At 40.5% G+C, this 14,412-nt stretch carries 12 protein-coding genes; 7 read left to right on the top strand and 5 right to left on the bottom strand.

What is annotated here, in order from left to right:
* Positions 1-58 precede the first annotated feature (58 nt).
* Positions 59-1,510: a Vgb family protein gene (locus tag AC2D3N_RS10100; protein ID WP_484693523.1), complete on the top strand. Its 1,452-nt coding sequence runs from the start codon at positions 59-61 to the stop codon at positions 1,508-1,510.
* A gap of 441 nt (positions 1,511-1,951) precedes the next feature.
* Complete coding sequence (locus AC2D3N_RS10095) at positions 1,952-2,950, top strand: RNA polymerase sigma factor, RpoD/SigA family (RefSeq protein WP_079678992.1); 999 nt, start codon at positions 1,952-1,954, stop codon at positions 2,948-2,950.
* A 301-nt stretch (positions 2,951-3,251) separates the two neighbouring features.
* Here AC2D3N_RS10095 and AC2D3N_RS10090 read toward each other — a convergent pair whose 3' ends face one another.
* Entirely contained in the window at positions 3,252-3,485 is a 234-nt protein-coding gene (locus AC2D3N_RS10090) for a 2Fe-2S iron-sulfur cluster-binding protein (RefSeq protein WP_079676888.1), read from the bottom strand.
* 39 nt (positions 3,486-3,524) lie between these two features.
* Positions 3,525-4,991, bottom strand: a complete 1,467-nt coding sequence (gene cobQ, locus AC2D3N_RS10085) for a cobyric acid synthase CobQ (RefSeq protein WP_484693522.1) — start codon at positions 4,989-4,991, stop codon at positions 3,525-3,527.
* 118 nt (positions 4,992-5,109) lie between these two features.
* Between cobQ and upp the strand changes: the two genes are divergently transcribed.
* The 3 genes from upp to AC2D3N_RS10070 all read left to right on the top strand — a co-directional run bounded on the left by upp (position 5,110) and on the right by AC2D3N_RS10070 (position 6,504).
* A complete protein-coding gene (gene upp, locus AC2D3N_RS10080) occupies positions 5,110-5,787 on the top strand; it encodes a uracil phosphoribosyltransferase (RefSeq protein ID WP_079678995.1) in 678 nt (225 codons plus the stop codon).
* 31 nt (positions 5,788-5,818) lie between these two features.
* A complete protein-coding gene (locus tag AC2D3N_RS10075) occupies positions 5,819-6,115 on the top strand; it encodes a ssl2009 family thylakoid membrane protein (protein ID WP_079678996.1) in 297 nt (98 codons plus the stop codon).
* Between the two features lie 101 nt (positions 6,116-6,216).
* On the top strand, positions 6,217-6,504 hold the full coding sequence (locus tag AC2D3N_RS10070; RefSeq protein WP_079679577.1) for a YggT family protein: 288 nt from the start codon (positions 6,217-6,219) through the stop codon (positions 6,502-6,504).
* A 161-nt stretch (positions 6,505-6,665) separates the two neighbouring features.
* Here AC2D3N_RS10070 and trxB read toward each other — a convergent pair whose 3' ends face one another.
* Positions 6,666-8,027: a thioredoxin-disulfide reductase gene (gene trxB, locus AC2D3N_RS10065; RefSeq protein ID WP_484693521.1), complete on the bottom strand. Its 1,362-nt coding sequence runs from the start codon at positions 8,025-8,027 to the stop codon at positions 6,666-6,668.
* A gap of 289 nt (positions 8,028-8,316) precedes the next feature.
* On the opposite strand from trxB, the gene AC2D3N_RS10060 reads away from it, so the two are divergent.
* Positions 8,317-10,860, top strand: coding sequence for a phospholipase effector Tle1 domain-containing protein (locus AC2D3N_RS10060; RefSeq protein ID WP_484693520.1), 2,544 nt, complete (start codon positions 8,317-8,319; stop codon positions 10,858-10,860).
* Positions 10,861-10,935: 75 nt separating this feature from the next.
* A complete protein-coding gene (locus tag AC2D3N_RS10055) occupies positions 10,936-11,304 on the top strand; it encodes a hypothetical protein (RefSeq protein WP_144017737.1) in 369 nt (122 codons plus the stop codon).
* A 102-nt stretch (positions 11,305-11,406) separates the two neighbouring features.
* On the opposite strand, the gene AC2D3N_RS10050 is transcribed toward AC2D3N_RS10055, so the two are convergent.
* Positions 11,407-12,648 carry a DUF790 family protein gene (locus AC2D3N_RS10050; RefSeq protein ID WP_484693519.1) on the bottom strand — a complete coding sequence of 414 codons (1,242 nt, stop codon included), beginning with the start codon at positions 12,646-12,648 and terminating at the stop codon, positions 11,407-11,409.
* A 210-nt stretch (positions 12,649-12,858) separates the two neighbouring features.
* Positions 12,859-14,382 carry a DEAD/DEAH box helicase gene (locus AC2D3N_RS10045; protein WP_484693518.1) on the bottom strand — a complete coding sequence of 508 codons (1,524 nt, stop codon included), beginning with the start codon at positions 14,380-14,382 and terminating at the stop codon, positions 12,859-12,861.
* Positions 14,383-14,412: the final 30 nt, after the last annotated feature.

The following is a 14,412-nucleotide window of genomic DNA, read 5'->3' as shown; positions in this document are numbered from 1 at the left end:
TATCTAAAAATCTTAATTGATATTTTCTCTGTCTGTAATATTAGTACAAAGATTAATCATGGTAGAAACATCCCCAATAGCTGATTTGCTTCCGGTAGTCGAACCGAATCTGATCAAATCCGATTTCTTTTTAAAGAATTATTTAATTGAACATCAAGGATTAAATAGTTTAAATATTAATGTCAGTTATACTGATAAAGTCAATAATTCTCCGAGTCTTTCCTCTCTCCTAACTCAACAAATTGATCAAACTTTAATTAAATATCCGAATGAAAGTGATTCTTGGCGAGTTCTAAATCAGAATTTAACCCAACAAATCCTAAAATTGAATCCCAACTTATCAGAAATTACAATTAATTTAGAGGTATTACCGAATTCTAGTCAGGGTTATGGCTTTATTAGTAATATTACCCAAATTCAACCGCAATTTATTCCCGATAGTCAGAGTTTTTTAATCACTAATAGTGAGGGAAATAATGTTCTGCGTTATGATGGGACAACGGGCAATTATTTAGGGGAATTGATTTCAACCCAAAGTGGGGGATTATTCAAACCGGATACGGCAATTATTGGGCCCGATGGAAATGGGGATTTTGTGAATGATATTTATGTTACCAGTGGAGATAAACCCGCCACTTCACTACAATTAGGGGCATCTTCTGTTTTCCGATATGATGGGATAACAGGATTTTTTATCGATGAATTTATTGGGGATAATCCTAATACACCTATTGATGAAACCGGAGGTTTATTACGTCCCTATGGGGCTGTATTTGGCCCCGATGGATATTTTTATGTCGCCAGTTTCTTAACGGATCAAATTCTTCGCTATGATGGACAAACGGGTGAATTTTTAGATGTATTTGCCTTTGGAAATCAACAACCTGGGGGATTAAATGGCCCCAATGGATTATTATTTGCACCCGATGGTAATTTATATGTTACCACTCAAGGCAGTGTCGCAGTGAATGGAAAACCCGATTTTAGCCAAGGGTTACCCAGTCAAATTTTGCGTTACAATTCGATGGGACAGGGAAGTGTTTTTGCAACCCCGGAAGCCGCTAGTGATGGGGCGGGTTTTGTGAGCTTATTAGGGTTAGCTATAAATCCCAATAATGGGAGTTTAGCGGTGAGTGATTTCGCCGGAGGAATCAAAAATTATGATTTATTAACGGGTGAATTATTAAATAGCATTTCCACAAATTATTTAGGGACTTCCCCCAGTAGTAACTTTTTGGGTGGGTTAACCTTTGGCAATGATGGGAATGTTTATACCGTGGGTTTTGATACCCGAGAAGGGGCGGATAATATCGGAGCGATTTTAGCTTATAATCCCCTAACGGGTGTTCCTATTCCTAATCTTAATAACCCCAATTCTAATATCTTTGTTGGCCCAGATTCTCGCCTAAATCGACCCATTGGGATTACCTCCTATACGCCGCCTCTATTGGGTGATACTCAATTTACCGAAACTTTCTCCGTAATTAGTCCGAATCTCGCTGTAGTCTAACTGACTGACTGTCAAAAGTTCGGTTAAGGGGTGTGGGAAAACCCATACACCCCGCAACCGATACCCGAAAGTTCGGTTATTACTCAATTACTACAGTTGTATTATCGAAACAATCAGGGCATGATGAAAATATGTCAATAAAATCGGCTAAGATGGGAGGTCTTGCCATGAAGCCCTTGACTTTTAACCCTAGTTATATGTCATAATCTTGTAAGGACGTTTATTAGCCCCAGGCCATGGAGAGCAACCCTCTATTTAATCGCAACGAAAAATAAAGATAGGACAGAATTCGTCTTTACGGAGACAGACAAAAATTGGAATCATTCCCCGAACCAAAGTGTGGGGATCATTTGTAGTCGATTCCTGTGGAACCTCCTGTAGAGAGATGAAAAAAATTTGCTACCGCTATAAATTCTGTTTTTAGGAGTGTAATTCATAGTCATGCCAACTGTCAATACTACATACAAAGAGCAAGTGGCTTCCAGAAGCACTCGACCTGCAACCACCGACGCAGTTCGTACCTATTTGCATGAAATTGGGCGCGTTCCCTTACTCACCCGAGAACAGGAGATTACCTACGGTAAGCAGGTACAGACCATGATGCAACAGTTGGAAGTGAAAAACACCCTCGCAGAACAACTGGGTCGAGAACCGAGTCAGCAAGAGTGGTCTGAGGCGTTAGAAATGAGTCCAGAGGAACTTCAAACCCTGCTGCAAAAAGGACGCCGCGCCAAGCAAAAAATGATCGAAGCTAACTTGCGTTTAGTCGTTTCCATTGCTAAGAAATATCAAAAACGCAACATGGAATTTTTGGATTTAATCCAAGAAGGAACCCTGGGTTTAGAAAGGGGTGTGGAAAAATTCGACCCCATGCGGGGATATAAATTCTCGACCTATGCTTACTGGTGGATTCGTCAAGCGATTACCCGTGCCATTGCCCAAACTTCTCGCACCATTCGTTTGCCCATCCATATTACTGAAAAACTCAACAAAATTAAAAAAGTTCAACGGGAGTTAGTCCAAAAATTAGGACGCAACGCCACTCCGGGGGAGATTGCTCAAGCGTTAGAGTTAGACCCGGCTCAAATTCGGGATTATCTGTTGGCGTCTCGTCATCCCGTATCTTTGGATTTGCGGGTGGGGGATAATCAAGATACGGAATTGCAGGATCTCCTGGAAGATCATAATACCTCCGCCGACGCTTTTGTGACTCAAGAGTTACTGCGTCAGGACTTGAAAAATTTACTGGCGGACTTAACCGCCCAACAACGGGAAGTAATTACCCTGCGTTACGGGCTCGAAGATGGTAAGGAGATGTCCCTATCTAAAGTGGGGGTGCAAATGAGCATCAGTCGTGAACGGGTTCGTCAACTGGAAAGCCAAGCGTTGAACCACCTGCGCCGTCGTAAAGCTCAAGTTCGAGAATATTTGGCTAGTTAGTTAATAGTTGAAAAGACGCCTGTAGGGGTTGGGTTTCCCAATCCCTATTTTTTTGATAGGACACTAGGGAGCAGGGGAGGCAGGGGGAGCAGGGGAGCAGGGGAGGCAGGGGAGGCAGGGGAGGCAGGGGGAGCAGGGGAGGCAGGGGGAGCAGGGGGAGCAGGGGAGGCAGGGGGAGCAGGGGAGGCAGGGGGAGCAGGGGGAGCAGGGGAGGCAGGGGGAGCAGGGGAGGCAGGGGGAGCAGGGGGAGCAGGGGAGGTAATGCTATCAACCCATGACCCATTACCCATTCCCTAATATCCTACCAAGTCGGATCACTATAAATATTAATAGTCATTTCACTTTTCCCAGGGGGAACAGCAGAAATACAAGCACAGATAAAATTATCTGTGTCTATTTCTACTTCACAAGCATGACAAGACCCCATTAAACACCCGGTAGGAATAATCACACCTGCTCGTTTGGCGACGTCTAATAAGGGTTCTCCTGGTTCGGCTTCAATAGTAACTTCGTCGGGCAAAAAATGAATTTTCATAATCAATTTTCATCATTAAGAATTAGATTTTTTTACAACTCAACTCAAAATAGATTTCAGATCTAAATGAGATTCCACCGTATCTGCTAATACATCTAATAATATTTCTCGCTGTTCTCGATAATTAGCAATACCAGTGGGTAAAGGATTTAAACCCCTGGCTTTTCTGAGATGATTCAGCCAAGTTCGTCTCCAAGATCCATTATCAAAAATTCCATGTAAATAATGCCCCCAAATGGATTTTTGACCATTGACATATCCTAAATTTTGGTCATCAAATAAAGGAAAAATATCATTAGCATCTAGGAGTTGAGTTCTTCCCTGATGAATTTCATAGCCTTCAACGGGTAAATTTTTCTGGGGATAATTAGAAGTTACTAACCGTTGACGGGAGGTTTTTTGATTAGAAATTACTGTTTTCAGGGCTAATAATCCTAACCCTTCATAATCTCCTTGCTCTCCTTCTAAACCATAGGGATCAGATACAACTTTTCCTAACATTTGATAACCGCCACAAATTCCCATAACTTGACCCCCGGCTTTAATATAATTTTTAATTTGATCGGCCATTCCCGATTCTTTTAAGACTTGCAAATCCGATATAGTAGTTTTAGAACCGGGAAGAATTACGGCATCGGGATGTCCTAAATATTCCGCCGGGTTAACATACTTAATACTGACCGTTGATTCCGAGTCTAAAGGATCAAAATCGGTGAAATTAGAAATCCGAGGAAAACGGATCACGGCAATGGTTAATTCCGTTTGGGGAGAACTAGAAGCCCGATCTAATAAACTTAAAGAATCCTCTGCGGGAAACGGATTATCAATCCAAGGAATCACGGCAACAACGGGAATTTTTGTATATTCCTCTAACCATTTTATCCCAGATTCTAAGAGCGATCGCTGTCCCCTAAACTTATTAATAATAATACCACAAATTAACGCTCGTTCATCGGGTTCTAATAATTGTAAAGTTCCCACAACATGGGCAAAAGCCCCACCCCGATCAATATCAACTACTAATAAAGTTTTCGCATTTAAGTATTTAGCCACCCGCATATTAGTTAAATCTCGATGTTTGAGATTAATTTCAGCCGGACTTCCCGCACCTTCACAAACTAAAATATCAAATTCTTGAGTTAAATAATCTAAACATTCGGTAATAGCTTTCCAGCCCCGATCAAAATATTGTTCATAATAATCACTAGCTTTCACCACCCCCACAGGTTTCCCCTTAAAAATCACCTGAGAGGTCATATTCCCTTGGGGTTTCAATAAAATCGGATTCATCGTCACCGACGGAATAACTCCCGCCGCCCACGCCTGCACCGCTTGAGCATAACCCATTTCTGACCCCCCGGGAGAAACATAGGAATTGAGGGCCATATTTTGTCCCTTAAACGGTGCAACTCGCACCCCGCGACGATGTAGGATGCGACAAATAGCCGTAACCATCATCGATTTTCCGGCGTGGGAAGTCGTTCCCACAATCATAATTGCTTTCATTTGTAATCACTCTCAAGATAGAATAATATTTTAATCGGTCAGGGTGAGGTTACAAACCTTCAACTCGACCCTGGCAACGGTATGGGATGATAGTTGAGAAATGAAGAACGGTTTTGATATGGCTCCTCAACTGCGTATTTATGTCCCCCCCCATCCTCTGATTAAACACTGGTTAGGGGTTGCAAGAGATCAAGCGACTCCTCCGGGTTTGTTTCGGACGGCGATGACGGAGTTGGGACGTTGGTTAACTTATGAAGCGGCGAGGGACTGGTTACCGACCCTGGAAACAACGGTACAAACCCCCTTAGCCGAATGTCATGCTACTTTTGTGAATCCTGAAGTTCCCTTAATTGTGATTCCGATTTTACGCGCGGGTTTAGCGTTAATGGAGGGTATTCAAAGCGTTGTACCGCTATCTTCCGTCTATCATTTAGGCATGGTACGCAACGAAGAAACCTTAGAAGTCAGTTGCTACTTAAATAAATTACCCACCCAATTTGATCCCCAAACCAGGGTGATCATCAGTGAACCGATGTTAGCAACCGGGGGAACAATTATGGCAGTGATGGCCGAACTTACCCAACGTCATCTTGACCCGGCTTTAATTAGAATTATCTCCATTGTCGCCTCCCCCCCAGCGTTACAAAAGTTAAGTCAAGCCTATCCCAGTTTGCAAGTGTATACCGCTATTATCGATCCCGAAGTTAATGAACAGGGATTCATTATACCAGGGTTAGGGGATGCGGGCGATCGCACCTTTGGTACTTTTGACCGTCTGCCTACCCAATCACAGTAAAATCAAGCTATTGTGACATAGTGGTTAAATTATGGGTAATCGAGACGGCTTTACCAGTGGCTTTTTCCTGGGTGCAACCCTCGGAGGTTTGGTTGGGGGGGTATTAGGGGTGGTACTTGCTAACCGCATCAGTAATCAAGATCGGATTGAACCTCTGTTAGAAATACAGGGAAAATCGGGCAAGACGGCTAAATTGACCGGAGAAAATATGGAAACTTCCCGTTTGAGTTTGGAGGATAAAATAGCTCAACTCAATCAAGCCATTGATGATGTCCGTCAACAGTTAGGTAGTGTCAATGGCAATGGTGGGTCGGAAATCGAAAATTAATCGATTCTAGCTGCTGGTTTGAATCTATCCCCGGGTTTCAAATGTGGTACACTGGGGAACATAACTTTATGTCAAATTCAGTCAAACATCAAAAGAATTTTATGGCACTTCCTTTAAATTTACTCGCTAGTACCCTGGCACAGTTCCTGAACATTTATATGTTGATCCTATTTGTTAGGATTCTATTAAGCTGGTTTCCTACAATTAATTGGTATGATCCACCCTTTTCCATCTTAAGCCAATTAACTGATCCCTACCTCAACCTATTTCGTTCTTTTATTCCCCCTTTAGGTGGAATTGATTTTTCAGCAATTATTGCGATTTTTGCCTTACAATTTGGTTCTCAATTGATTATTGCTTTATTGGGAAGTATGCAACAAGTATTCTAACTCAAACGTAGTAAGCCCTTTAGGGCTTATTTCTTCCCCATTGAGTTAGGAGTCCTAAAGGACTCACTACGAACGTAGTAAGCCCTTTAGGGCTATTTCTTCCCCATTGGGTTAGGAGTCCTAAAGGACTCACTACGATTAGAGAAACCGGGTTTTTTGTTCTATGAATTCTTCTCAATTAATTCCCGATATAAACTCTTGGGTTTAACACCTTTGAGGTTTTCAATTAAATCCTTATTTTTGAAAAACTGCACCGTTGGAGTCCCAACTACCCCGGCATTTTGGGCAATTTCAGGATCTTCCTCAATGTCAATTTCAATATAATGAATCCTGCCCTCAAATTCAGCCACGACTTTATCTAAAATCGGTTTCAGAGCATGGCAAGGCCCACAGGTCGGCGAAGAATATTTTACCATAATTAAGCGATCGCTATCATGGTAGAGTTTCCGCAACGCATAACCCCCGATATGGCGAGTATTCTGGATATCGAAATTCTCCGAAGTCGTAATCTGAGGTGAGGTGGGTTTCGGGGTTTCCACTTCTGGGGTTTCCGTCTGTTGAAATTCCTCCCCTAACCCATTTAGCGATAACCAACGTTCTGCTAACATCGCCCCCATACAACCACTTCCGGCGGCTGTAATTGCTTGACGGAATTCATGATCCTGGACATCCCCCACGGCATAAACTCCTTCCACGCTGGTTTCTGGAGTCCCGTGTTTCGTAACAATATACCCCACCTGATCCAGTTCTAACTGTCCTTGGAATATTTGGGTATTGGGGGTATGACCAATGGCGTAAAATAATCCCTGAACAGGTAAATCTTGCTGTTCTCCCGTCTGAGTATTCTTAATTTTAATCCCGCCTAATTTGCCATTCCCATACACATCAAGCGCCTCGGTATACCAATGTACGGTAATTTTAGGATGGTTAATCACCCGTTGCTGCATGGTTTTACTCGCCCGCAGTTCTCCCCGTCTGACCAACAGATGAACATGGGTGGCATATTTTGTTAGATAAACCGCTTCCTCCGTCGCCGTATCTCCTCCCCCAATTACCGCTAATTCCACCCCTTTGAAAATCGGACTCGCCCCATCACAAATGGCACAGGCGGAAATTCCCGCATTCCAAAAGGTTTCTTCCTGGGGTAAATGCAGCCGTTTTGCCGTCGCCCCAGTCGCAATTACAATCGTATGGGTTCTGATTTCCCGGTCTTCCGATTTAACGGTAAAGGGACGTTGACTCAAATCAACAGTAATCACATCCTCGGTAAAGAGTTCCGCCCCCCACCGTTGGGCCTGGGCTTTGATTCGATCCATAAGTTCTGGCCCGGTAATACCTTCGGGAAAACCTGGGAAGTTCTCAACTTCTGTGGTGGTCATTAACTGACCCCCGGGAATCCCCCCGATTTGATAGCCTTCAAAGACCACGGGTTTCAAATTCGCCCGTCCGGCATAAATGGCAGCCGTATAGCCCGCAGGCCCAGAACCAATAATTACAAGGTTTTCAACGGTTGGGTTGGTCATTTTTACTTCAAACTCATAACGACTTCATTTAACTGGATTATAGCAATTTATTTGCTAATCTGGGGAGGTGATCATAGGGTTTTTCCGAGAATTATTCAATGCCTTGATAAATCTCTTGTCTGGATTATTGTCAAGGAATTATTGCTAATTATGGCCGACTGAATAATAAGAAAAAGCCGATAGGAAGGGGGTTAAAGAGTCAAAAATTGGTAGCCAGATGCGATAAAAACAAGTAAAATATATCAAAACCCGTGCAGAACCCTTTAATAATGTTCTTAGGATAAAATTAATGTCTGAACAAAAATCAGTCCTAGTTTTTGATGGTATCGATGACCAAATAGAATTATCCAAAAGTTTTCCCGACCTGGACAAAGCCATAACTATCGAATTTTGGGCTAAGGGCGGAAACAGTTTGACTGAACAAACCAGTATTCTTGAAGCTTATAATAATCAAAATACTCGGGTCTTACAAATTAGTTTGCCTTGGTGGGATGAAACAGATACTCGTATTTTTTGGGACGCTGGGAATCAGGATGGCTTTGATCGCATCGATAAAATAGTCAGACTCAGAGAATATAATGGGTGGACTCATTGGGCTTTTGTGAAAAATGCCACCACCGGGCGAATGTATATTTATCGAAATGGAGGAGTTTGGCATCGAGGGAACGGGCATAATAGACTATTAACGGGCATCAAAAAACTGGTCATTGGTTCTTCTGTCAATGGTTCTCATTATTGGAAGGGTTCCCTTGCTGAATTATATATTTGGAATCAAGCTCGCACCCAAGAAGAAATTAAACAGGACATGAATCGGCGTTTAATGGGTGATGAACTAGGATTATCAACTTATTTACCTCTAAATGGGGATGTTAATGACAAAACCAGCTATGCTAACGATGGCATAATGTATGGAACGAGTTGGAAATTAGAGAAATTGCCTGCCAAAAAAATTGAACAAGCTCCTAGGATTAAAAATAAAACTAAAACCAGAACCAAAACTAAAAAATCCAGTCAACCAATGAATACTAATGAACCCTTATCAGAATCGGAAATCTTAGAACCGATATTAGAAACCGTTGAACCGATTATTACCGATGAACTAACATCAGAATCGGAAATCTTAGAACCGATATTAGAAACCGTTGAACCAATTATTACCGATGAACTAACATCAGAATCGGAAATCTTAGAACCGATATTAGAAACCGTTGAACCAATTATTACCGATGAACTAACATCAGAATCGGAAATCTTAGAACCGATATTAGAAACCGTTGAACAGATTATTACCGATGAACTAACATCAGAATCGGAAATCTTAGAACCGATATTAGAAACCGTTGAACCAATTATTAGCGATGAACTAACATCAGCATCGGAAATCTTAGAACCGATATTAGAAACCGTTGAACCAATTATTACCGATGAACCCTTATCAGAATCGGAAATCTTAGAACCGATATTAGAAACCGTTGAACCAATTATTACCGATGAACTAACATCAGCATCGGAAATCTTAGAACCGATATTAGAAACCGTTGAACCAATTATTACCGATGAACTAACATCAGAATCGGAAATCTCAGAACCGATATTAGAAACCGTTGAACCAATTATTACCGACGAACTAGCGTCAGAATCGGAAATCTTAGAACTGATATTAGAATCAACTCAACCCATAATTACCGAACAAATATGTAATGATGAAATACTAGAATCTAATCAACTTTATTCTGGAAATCGGAAAAAACGATTAGTGATTTGCTGTGATGGAACTTGGAATCAACCTGCAAGTTCCTATCCAACTAATGTGATCAAATTTGCCCAATCAGTTAAATATACAGCCGATGATCAAACACCGCAAATTGTCTTATATTTATCAGGATATGGCACATCAGAAGAAGAAGATTTAGATCATTTAATCAAACGTTTAGGCGAAGGTGCTTTTGGATGGGGAATTGACAGAATCATTCAAGAGACTTATCGGTTTTTATGTATGAACTATGATGTAGATGCCCACGACGAAATCTACCTCGTTGGTTTTAGTCGTGGAGCCTATATTGTTCGCTCTTTAGCGGGTATGATCTATAAGTGTGGTTTGTTAAAACGTTCCAAGATTCGGGAAATTTCTAAAGCATATCAGCTTTATCGAGATGCAAAAATTAGTCCCAATCATCCAAAAGCCCAAAAATTCCGTGAAGAAAATTCCCAAAAGATCGACACCGAAAAAGAATATCTACAGTATCGTGTCCCGATTAAAATGTTAGGCTGTTGGGATACGGTGGGAACATTAGGTATTCCTGATTTAACACCTTGGCTACCGATTGCCAAACCCTGGAATCAGAAATATCAGTTTTTTGATGCTAGATTGAGTCCCATTGTAGAAAATGCCTTTCATGCGGTTGCCATTGATGAGAAATGTAAAAGTTTTCCTGTGGCTGTCATGGAAGGAAATGAAAAAAATCCTGACCAAATAGTCAAAGAAGTCTGGTTTTCTGGTGAACATAACTGTATCGGTGGAGGAATTAAAGAATATCAAGGACTATCGGATTATCCTTTAGAATGGATGCTAAACCAAGCTAAAAAATTAGGATTAGAGTTTTGTTCCCCTGAAAATGAAAGTGAAGAATTCCAGATTAAGCCAGATATAATGGCTAAATTTGATAATCGTGTTAAGGGGGTTTATTCTCTGGGTGGTGAGGAATGGCGATCGCTAAAATCTGCAAAAGTTATTATTCATCATAGTGTTGTCAAACGACTTAAAGCCTATCCCGATTATCGGCCCAAAAATCTCAATCCGATGCTCAATGATTTGATCGAAACCGAATCATAAAATAGAATTGACAACGAATTTTGATACCCTTAATTAATGTTTCAAACTACAGTGTAAGGATGTTAGGTAATTCCCATGGACATTGACACAATTGCTAAAAAGATTGCTAGTTTGTATTTAAGTTCTGCGGCCATGGCTACTATTGTCGCAATTCTCACCCTGGGAGAGCCATTTATTGTCCTAGGAAGTATAGCGATGCTGGGACTAATAGCGGTTTTAGGAGATGCGGTAGCCGAATATGGAATTGAAGCAGTTCTCCATGCTATTTATGCAGAACGTAGCAAACAAGAATCGGTGCAGTCTCTCTTTCAAGAAATTGAAAGTTTGCCCATTACATGGCCACTAAAACTTAAACTTAAAAATCAACTCAGTTCAAACAATAGTAGCAGCGATCAACAGACTCAAATTGATGATCAACCCAAGGTCATTGAAATTGAGCAATAATTTCACTCGCAACTGCTCAGATCTCTTGAATTTAAGTGATAATTCCTCATCGTTGTTGGGCTTCAGCCCTCTAAAGCCCAATAACGAACTTCTGATCTATAGCTAATTTTTGTTAAAATTGTCAACCTGATTTTCCAAAATTTCTAATACCGCCTTGGGAGATAATTTATCCTTAAACCAAACCACAGGAACCGGGAGACGATTAATATTAATTCCGGCATTTTCTAAATTCAATCGTTCAGAAATCGCTAATATTAAATAATCACAGCCAGAAGATTGAACTTGATAAAACTTTTTCTGTAAATATTCCGGTCGCCAATAACCAATAATCTCTAATAAAAACATTCTACCATCGGGATGAACTAAGCGAAAATCAGGAATCATTACACTCCCTGGAATCGGAATTAAATCGACTTCTCGCTCTAATTTCCACTCGGTTTTTAAGCTAGTCCAGCGCTCGGCGAAAGACTGTTCAATCATACTATCATAGGGTTTACCTGGGGGATAATGACTGACTAAACCGCAATCAGAATTTAAACTAAAATAACCTGTTTTTACCACCCGAGTATAGGGGTCACGTTGTTGTAATTTAGCTTTTAAACTCCATTTGGTCACATGAAGTAAGGCGGGAATCATTTTAGCTAAGGATAAACCATAGCGGGTACTGGCTTTAAATAAACTCGTTGGCCCGTCAATAGTTAAAGTAAAACCTTGATCCGCATCTCCCTCAATATAAGTCATTAATTGGAACAATTTTAAATAGCGAAATAAGAGTTTATATTCCCCTGGATCATTACGATAGGCGTTAATAATAATTTGACTAGCTTGATAGAAAATCCCCTGAACTTGAGATAAATTATACCGATGTAATAACGCTTCTGGAGTCGGAGAATCTAATTGCGTTAAAATCCGATTTTCCTGTAAATCTGCATAAAGACCCGATAAAATTTGATGGGGTAAAACCTCTCGATTTAAGTCTTGACTTAGTTGAGTTGCTAACTGTTCTAAGGTCTGTTCTGTTGCGGCTAAACTGGGTATTGTTTTGGCGGATAAGGTAAATACTTTTTGTCGTAATTCCACAGGTTCTAAGGGACTAACTATCTCGAAAGTACAAAAACCACTTCTTAATAAATGGGCTAACCCTCTTTTTAACCTATAGTCGGGACTATCTCCTTCAAATTCCTGTAAGCGTTTATTTAATTCTCCTTGGGTTTTATTCACAGATTCTTCAAAACATTGAATCACATCCGTTGCTAAATTGATATGTTTTGGATCAATATTTAGTCGCAGGGGAATTACTGTTTCTCCCTGTTGTTTATAACTTAAAAGTTCAGAAGGTAGCATAAGAAGGGGAATGGGTAATGGGGATCACAGATTTAATAGGATTTCACAGATTTCACGGATTTTAATCTGTGTTAATCTGCGTAATCCTCTTAAATCCGTGATGAGTAATGGGGAATAGTTATTCTAGTTTCTAATTTTAGATCGTTTATCAAAAATAATATACCTTCCCTATTCCCTTTTTGTATAAAATCTATTGCTCATTGCCTTGTTCTATTCAGATTCTTCTGAATTATTCCATTTTTCTGAAGATTCTGCAACCCGTTTACTTGGGATATTTTGAATCCCATATAACGGTTTAGGTTGAAATATATCTAACTGTTGGTAATCAGAATTAGAAGATTTATTGGGCGGTTGGGGTTTAGATGATGTTTCGCCTTTGCGACGTTGGGATGTGCGTTCTTCGCTGGTATCTTCTGTCACAACTTCATACAAAATCGCCTGTTTATTGGGGGTATTTCCTTTGCGTAAAACTCGCCCTAACCGTTGAATATATTCTCTTTCTGAGCCTGTCCCTGACAAAATAATTGCTATCTTAGCATCGGGAACATCCACCCCTTCATTTAAAACATGGGATGCAACTAGGGTTTTATAGTCTCCTGCTCGGAATTTAGTTAAGATTTCATGGCGTTCTTTTACGGGGGTTTGATGGGTAATAGCTGGAATTAAAAAACTTTGAGAAATTTTATAAACCGTTGAATTGTCGGCGGTAAAAATTAGGGTCTTTTCCAGATGATGTTGACTCAATAAATCGGCTAATATCCTCAATTTTCCGTTAGTACATAATGATATTTCCTTTGCTTGTCGGTGGGCTAACATGGCTCGTCTTCCTAAAGGCGATCGCGCACTTAACATCACAAATTGTTTCCAACCTTCTAAACTCGATAATTTAATATTATTCTCCTTAATAAACTCATTTCTGACTTTCATTTGTTCTTGATAAGTCTCTCGTTCCTTGGGAGAAAGTTTAACTAAAATTTGTACAACTCGATGATTTGCTAATGCCGATCCTGCTAAATCTTCCGGGGTTTTGCGATAAACCGTAGACCCAATTAACAAGGATAAATCACTATGTTTACCATCCGAACGTTCAGGAGTTGCTGTTAGTCCCAAACGATAAGGAGCGAGGGAATATTCTGCAATAACTCGATAAAAGTCCGTAGGTAAATGATGACATTCATCAAAAATTAACAGTCCATATTTATTTCCCAAGGTTTCGGAATTAATCGTTGCGCTATCATAGGTTGCCACTAAAATTGGGGTTCTATCCTTCGATCCTCCCCCCAATAATCCAATTTCAATATCTGGAAAAGCTGCCAATAAATGGGCATACCATTGGTGCATTAAATCCAAGGTTGGCACAACAATTAAGCTACTATATCCTGTTACTTGCATCGCCAATTGAGCTAAATAGGTTTTCCCTGAAGCGGTGGGTAAAACCACCACTCCTTGACTTCCTACCGCTTGCCAGGCTGCTAATGCCTCCTGTTGATGAAGATAGGGAGGCATTTCAAAACTGGGAGTTAATTCTAATCGATTAAAATTATGGGCTTGATCAATAAAATCTACTTGATTTTTGCGTAAAGTTTCTACTAAATTTCGATAATAAAAAGCTGGACTTCTGAATTTTTCTACCCGATCATCCCAGGTAACAAAATCAATCCAAGTTTTCCCTTTTGGGGGAGGATGTAATAAAAGTGTACCTCGATCAAAGGATAATGTAGGCGTGCGAGGCATGGGTTTCTAGGGTATTTTTAATAGCGATTT

This window comes from Planktothrix sp. PLAVEN19ND, assembly GCF_057220675.1.
The sequence above is the reverse complement of the archived record's forward strand: the minus strand, read 5'-3'. Positions and strand labels throughout refer to the sequence as shown.

What these genes read in the sequence shown, in the direction of transcription:
- AC2D3N_RS10100 (WP_484693523.1), top strand. Translation starts at nt 59, where the DNA reads ATGGTAGAAACATCCCCAATAGCTGATTTGCTTCCGGTAGTCGAACCG.
- AC2D3N_RS10095 (WP_079678992.1), top strand. Translation starts at nt 1,952, where the DNA reads ATGCCAACTGTCAATACTACATACAAAGAGCAAGTGGCTTCCAGAAGC.
- AC2D3N_RS10090 (WP_079676888.1), bottom strand. Translation starts at nt 3,485, where the DNA reads ATGAAAATTCATTTTTTGCCCGACGAAGTTACTATTGAAGCCGAACCA.
- cobQ (WP_484693522.1), bottom strand. Translation starts at nt 4,991, where the DNA reads ATGAAAGCAATTATGATTGTGGGAACGACTTCCCACGCCGGAAAATCG.
- upp (WP_079678995.1), top strand. Translation starts at nt 5,110, where the DNA reads ATGGCTCCTCAACTGCGTATTTATGTCCCCCCCCATCCTCTGATTAAA.
- AC2D3N_RS10075 (WP_079678996.1), top strand. Translation starts at nt 5,819, where the DNA reads ATGGGTAATCGAGACGGCTTTACCAGTGGCTTTTTCCTGGGTGCAACC.
- AC2D3N_RS10070 (WP_079679577.1), top strand. Translation starts at nt 6,217, where the DNA reads ATGGCACTTCCTTTAAATTTACTCGCTAGTACCCTGGCACAGTTCCTG.
- trxB (WP_484693521.1), bottom strand. Translation starts at nt 8,027, where the DNA reads ATGACCAACCCAACCGTTGAAAACCTTGTAATTATTGGTTCTGGGCCT.
- AC2D3N_RS10060 (WP_484693520.1), top strand. Translation starts at nt 8,317, where the DNA reads ATGTCTGAACAAAAATCAGTCCTAGTTTTTGATGGTATCGATGACCAA.
- AC2D3N_RS10055 (WP_144017737.1), top strand. Translation starts at nt 10,936, where the DNA reads ATGGACATTGACACAATTGCTAAAAAGATTGCTAGTTTGTATTTAAGT.
- AC2D3N_RS10050 (WP_484693519.1), bottom strand. Translation starts at nt 12,648, where the DNA reads ATGCTACCTTCTGAACTTTTAAGTTATAAACAACAGGGAGAAACAGTA.
- AC2D3N_RS10045 (WP_484693518.1), bottom strand. Translation starts at nt 14,382, where the DNA reads ATGCCTCGCACGCCTACATTATCCTTTGATCGAGGTACACTTTTATTA.